This window comes from Methanobrevibacter sp., from assembly GCF_045646045.1.
GTDB lineage: Archaea > Methanobacteriota > Methanobacteria > Methanobacteriales > Methanobacteriaceae > Methanocatella.
Map to the genome: position 1 here is coordinate 1 of NZ_JAZRJY010000138.1, position 4,958 is coordinate 4,958.

The following is a 4,958-nucleotide window of genomic DNA, read 5'->3' on the forward strand; positions in this document are numbered from 1 at the left end:
TTCAAAAAACAATGCCAAAATCCAGAAAACGAACATTTAAGACTAAACGAGGCGTTTTAAAACGAATATATCTCAGAGATTTAATTTGGAATCAAAATCGAAAAACCGATTTTGAAAATCAACAAAGTTTTTGAAAGAGTCGCCAAATCATGAATATAAAATTATTTAAACTATAAGTTAATAATATATTATTAAGCATATGGGGATTATGTTATGATATATTATAATTCTGGATTGTGCTGTTTTTTTTTTAAATAATTAACTTATAATGGGATAATAATGAAAGTTAATAAATCTTTATTGGCTGTTTTGTCAATGTTTCTGATTTTACTTGTATTTGTTTCATCAGCAAGTGCTGCTGATAGTAATGAAGCACAGGCATTATCCATTGATGAATCAACCAATATAATTACGCAAAACGATATTTATACTATGAATGAAAGTTCATTCAGTGATTTGGCTGATGAAATAGAAAATGTAGGTACGACTTTGGATTTAACCGAGGACTATGCCTTCAACAATGCAACTGACAACAATACAGGAATTTTAATCAGCAAGGATAATTTTGTCCTTAACGGTAACGGCCATACAATCGATGGAAACAACCAATCAAGAATATTCAACATTATTGGAAATAATATAACATTAAATGATTTGATTTTAATCAACGGTAATTCCACCAATTGTGGTGGAATACGTGCTGTTGGATCACTAACATTAAATAATGTTACTTTCATCAACAATTATGCAAACGGACAAGGAGGAGCTATAGGAATTAGGGAAGGCTCATTCCTTATTTCTAATTGTAGATTTATTGATAACTATGCTGAAAGTGGTTCATCCATTCTTGTTTCAAGTAGTGAAGTGAAACTTTACAATTCATCCTTTACCTCAAAAAAATTCGCTAAAGGTTCACAAATTGACCTTTCACATGCTGAAGTTTATATAAAAAATACAACTTTTGCCAATATTACTTCATCTTATGCACCTGCATTAAATATTATAACTTCTAATGCTTCAATAATCAATTCAAAATTCATTGATTTAAAAGCTATAATTACCGCAGGTGCAATTAGGACTAAAGCTGGCGGAGAACTATATATTGAAAATTGTGAATTCAAAAACGTTACCTCTTCAAAAAATGGAGGGGCCATTTTTGCTGATATTGCTGGAGCTACTGGTGCTACAGGTAATGTGACCATAATTGATACCAAATTTAGAGACACATATTCTGAATTTGGTGGTGCATATGTCCAATTGACTGGAGATTTCGTGTTAAAGAATACAGAATTCATAAACTCTCATGCTAAATATAATGGAGGCGCAATTTACCTTTCATATACAAATACTGGAATCGATAATTGTACCTTTGATTCAAATGGCGTCAGCATTATTGAAGGATATCCAACCTATGGTGGTGCAATATTCTCTGATATCAGCACATTAAATATAACAGAATCTAAATTTTTCAATAATAATATGGCAAGTGCAGGTAATGCAATCTATGCATACGATACATCATACAACATCAAAAATTCAAAATTTGAAAACAATACAAATCCTATTTACACTGTTTTCGATAAAAAATCTATTTTGGAAAACAATGTTTATATTAATGATGATAATGTCTCAACTAACAATACATTTTATGCAACAATAATAACTGGACAAGGTCTGCAATTATCATTGCTAAATAATACTATTAATGTCATTAATCCTCCAGCAAGATTTGATTTACGTGACTGGGGTTGGGTTTCATCCGTTAAAAATCAAGGTTGGATGGGTGCCTGCTGGACATTTGGAATGACTGGTACCTTAGAATCTGCATTATTGAAAGCTGCAAACATCACAACTGATTTTTCGGAAAACAACATGCAGAATACTATGTTGCAATATTCAATTTACGGTTGCGGTGGAACTGGAGAATTTGGAGCTAACATTCTTTCCACAGCTTATTTGTTAAGCTGGCTTGGAGCATTCACACAGGATGCGGATACATATGATGAAGTTGGAAAAATTTCACCTGTAATCACAACCATGAATGATATCCATGTTCAGGATGTGGTGTTCACGCCGAATAATGAAATACCAAACGGCACACAGCTCAAATTGGCAATCATGAAATATGGTTCCATAGATGTGTCATTTTTCGGACAATCAACATTTGATGAAGTAAATCCTTATTATAATCCAGAAACCCATGCACAATATGTTAATGAATCCTTAGATGCAAATCACGATGTTTCAATTGTAGGATGGGACGATAATTATAATGCAAGTAACTTCTTAATCACACCTCCGGGCAACGGTGCATGGATTGTAAAAAACAGTTATAGTACAAAATGGGGAGACAATGGATTCCTCTATGTTTCATATTACGATAAGACATTAATGAGCTCTAAAGATGTGTCAAATTATGCTACTTCAATAATAATTGAAAATACCGAACCATACAATAAAAACTACCAGTATAGTCTCATATGGGGAGCTGAGTTCAATTCAGGAAATCAAAGTGTTAGTTATATGAATGAATTTGAAGCATTGGAAAATGATGCGATTGCAGCTGTTGGAACATACTTCAATAAGGAAGGTATTAATTATACAGTTACAATTTATGTAAATGACGAATTAAAATTAACTCAAACTGGATTGTCACCATACTTTGGTTACCACACCATCAAGTTAAATGAATACATACCAATCAGGAAAGGAGATGTTTTCAAAGCAGTAATAACTTCAAATGCTGCACCAACCGTTGACTTAACTGATGCCAGACCACATTATACTCAAAATCTATCATTCATATCCTTTGACGGGAAAACATGGAAAGATACTTATGATTTGGGTTATATTACATGTTTAAAAGTTTACACTGTTGCTTTACCAATTTATACTGAAGATTTAGTTAAAATCTATAAAAATGATTCCAGATTTGAAGCTAATATTGGTGTTGCTAACGAAACTGTTACTTTTGAAATTAATGGTAGAAATTATACTCGTGTAAGTGATGAAAACGGAAGTGCTTCAATAGCCATTAACTTAAATCCGGGTAACTACACAATAAAAACAACATTCAACGGCACAACAGTTGAAAATAAAATCACAGTATTGCCTACATTAATTGGTGAGAACTTAGTAAAATACTACAGAAACGCTTCCCAGTTCTATATTTCACTAATTGACGGTGAAGGTAAATCAGTATCCTGCGTTAACATTACCATGAACATCAATGGTGTTTTCTATAACAGAACAACCAATGAAAACGGAACAGCCAAGTTAAACATTAATTTGCTTCCTGGAAACTACATCCTGACAGCTATTGATCCGTTAACAGGACTTCAGATGTCATATAACGTCACAGTATTGCCAACCATGAACGCTACTGATTTGGAGATGACCTATAAAGACGGGTCAACATTCAATGTTACTGTACTGGATGGTCAAGGCAATCCATTAAAAAATGCTGCAGTCAAATTTAATATTAATGGTGTATTCTACACAAGATACACAGATTCCAACGGAATAGCAAAATTAAACATTAATTTGATAGCCGGCAAATACATCATTACCTCAGAGTATGATAATCTGAAAATTGCAAATACAATAACCATTAGAAGTTGAGATTAATTTCTCAACACTTTTCTTCTTTTTTTTGTAGGTAATTGCTTTTTTATTTTATATCGTAGAGTTTTAACTTTTTTGTTTATTAGTTATTCCGGATCTCGAATCATGGTGATGCCGAATAGGAGTTTTCACGTTATTTTCGTATTCTAGTAAGCACTGATTTAACCATAGAAATAATCAACTATTCAATTAATAATTTACCTAGTTTCATAATTAACTATCAATTTTATTAACCACATTTTTAATATTATTGATGCATTTAAATACTAATCATATTTACCATTGCCAAATGTACATTAAGCAACTTATTTAGAACTATTTTTAAATGTCCTGCATCGGTACTTATTTATTAACTCGGTTATAAAAACATTGTATGAAAGATGAAGTTTTGAAGGTTTATGCATATGTTATAACGTCTAGTTACAGAGAAAAGGCAGTAAAATCACTGGCTAAGTACGATATGATTCCCACAGAAATAGCACAAGATTCAGGAATAAAGGCAAACCACATATCAAAAGTTTTAAGGGAATTAAAAGATAAAGACATAGTTGTATGCACTAATGAGCAAGATACAAAGTACAGAAACTATCAGTTAACCAGTTTGGGCAGAGAAATAGCAAAGAATTTAAAATAGGCGATAATATTGTTATATAAGCTTGCATTCGTTAAAGCATCCAGTTATAGAACTAAAATAATGAAATCTCTTGCAAAACAGAATAAAACACCCAAACAATTATCGACTGAGTTAAAAATTCATCAAAACAATATAAGTGCAACGTTAAAAGAATTAAAAGATAAAGGACTGGTGGATGTAGTTAATCCGGCCGCTAAGAAAGGAAGATATTATAGATTAACAATTGCTGGGAAAGATATGGTTGAAAATTTAGAATATATTTATCTTTCAATATATTATTAAAAATTATCTAGAGTGGAATATCCTTTTGCTTTAGCTTCTGTAACAATAGTATAATCTAATATTTCTTTGATTCCTGCTCCTTTTTTATGCATGGAATAGAATGTGTTTTCTCCTAAGAGTGCATAGTTCCATTTTGCATCCATCCTATCTGATCCATTTAATTTATTAATTTTATTTAAAGTGTCTAGTGTTGCTATTCTTTTTCTTTGTACATTTGGTGATTTTAAATCTTTGTCAGCTTTTGTTTCAACAATGTATATGTCATTGTCTTGTAAACGACTCTTTCAAAAACTTTGTTGATTTGAAATTTTTTGATGAGAATTAGTTGTGCATTTTTAATTCTGTTTAAAAATAGTTAAATTTAATAAATAGTTGGAGTAAAGTTTTTATCATGCCCAATCAAAAAACATTTACTCCA

At 31.4% G+C, this 4,958-nt stretch carries 4 protein-coding genes; 3 read left to right on the forward strand and 1 reads right to left on the reverse strand.

Going from position 1 to position 4,958, the window contains the following annotated elements; all coding sequences use genetic code 11:
• The first annotated feature begins 279 nt into the window (after positions 1-279).
• The 3 genes from ACKI5C_RS09050 to ACKI5C_RS09060 all read left to right on the forward strand — a co-directional run bounded on the left by ACKI5C_RS09050 (position 280) and on the right by ACKI5C_RS09060 (position 4,540).
• Entirely contained in the window at positions 280-3,621 is a 3,342-nt protein-coding gene (locus tag ACKI5C_RS09050) for a C1 family peptidase (RefSeq protein WP_407432805.1), read from the forward strand.
• A gap of 376 nt (positions 3,622-3,997) precedes the next feature.
• A complete protein-coding gene (locus ACKI5C_RS09055) occupies positions 3,998-4,258 on the forward strand; it encodes a transcriptional regulator (RefSeq protein WP_407432806.1) in 261 nt (86 codons plus the stop codon).
• Positions 4,259-4,267: 9 nt separating this feature from the next.
• Complete coding sequence (locus ACKI5C_RS09060; protein WP_407432807.1) at positions 4,268-4,540, forward strand: ArsR family transcriptional regulator; 273 nt, start codon at positions 4,268-4,270, stop codon at positions 4,538-4,540.
• Here the strand turns inward: ACKI5C_RS09060 and ACKI5C_RS09065 are convergent.
• Positions 4,537-4,683, reverse strand: coding sequence for a hypothetical protein (locus ACKI5C_RS09065; protein WP_407432808.1), 147 nt, complete (start codon positions 4,681-4,683; stop codon positions 4,537-4,539). The two genes, ACKI5C_RS09060 and ACKI5C_RS09065, sit on opposite strands and share 4 nt — an antisense overlap.
• Between the last annotated feature and the right edge of the window lie 275 nt (positions 4,684-4,958).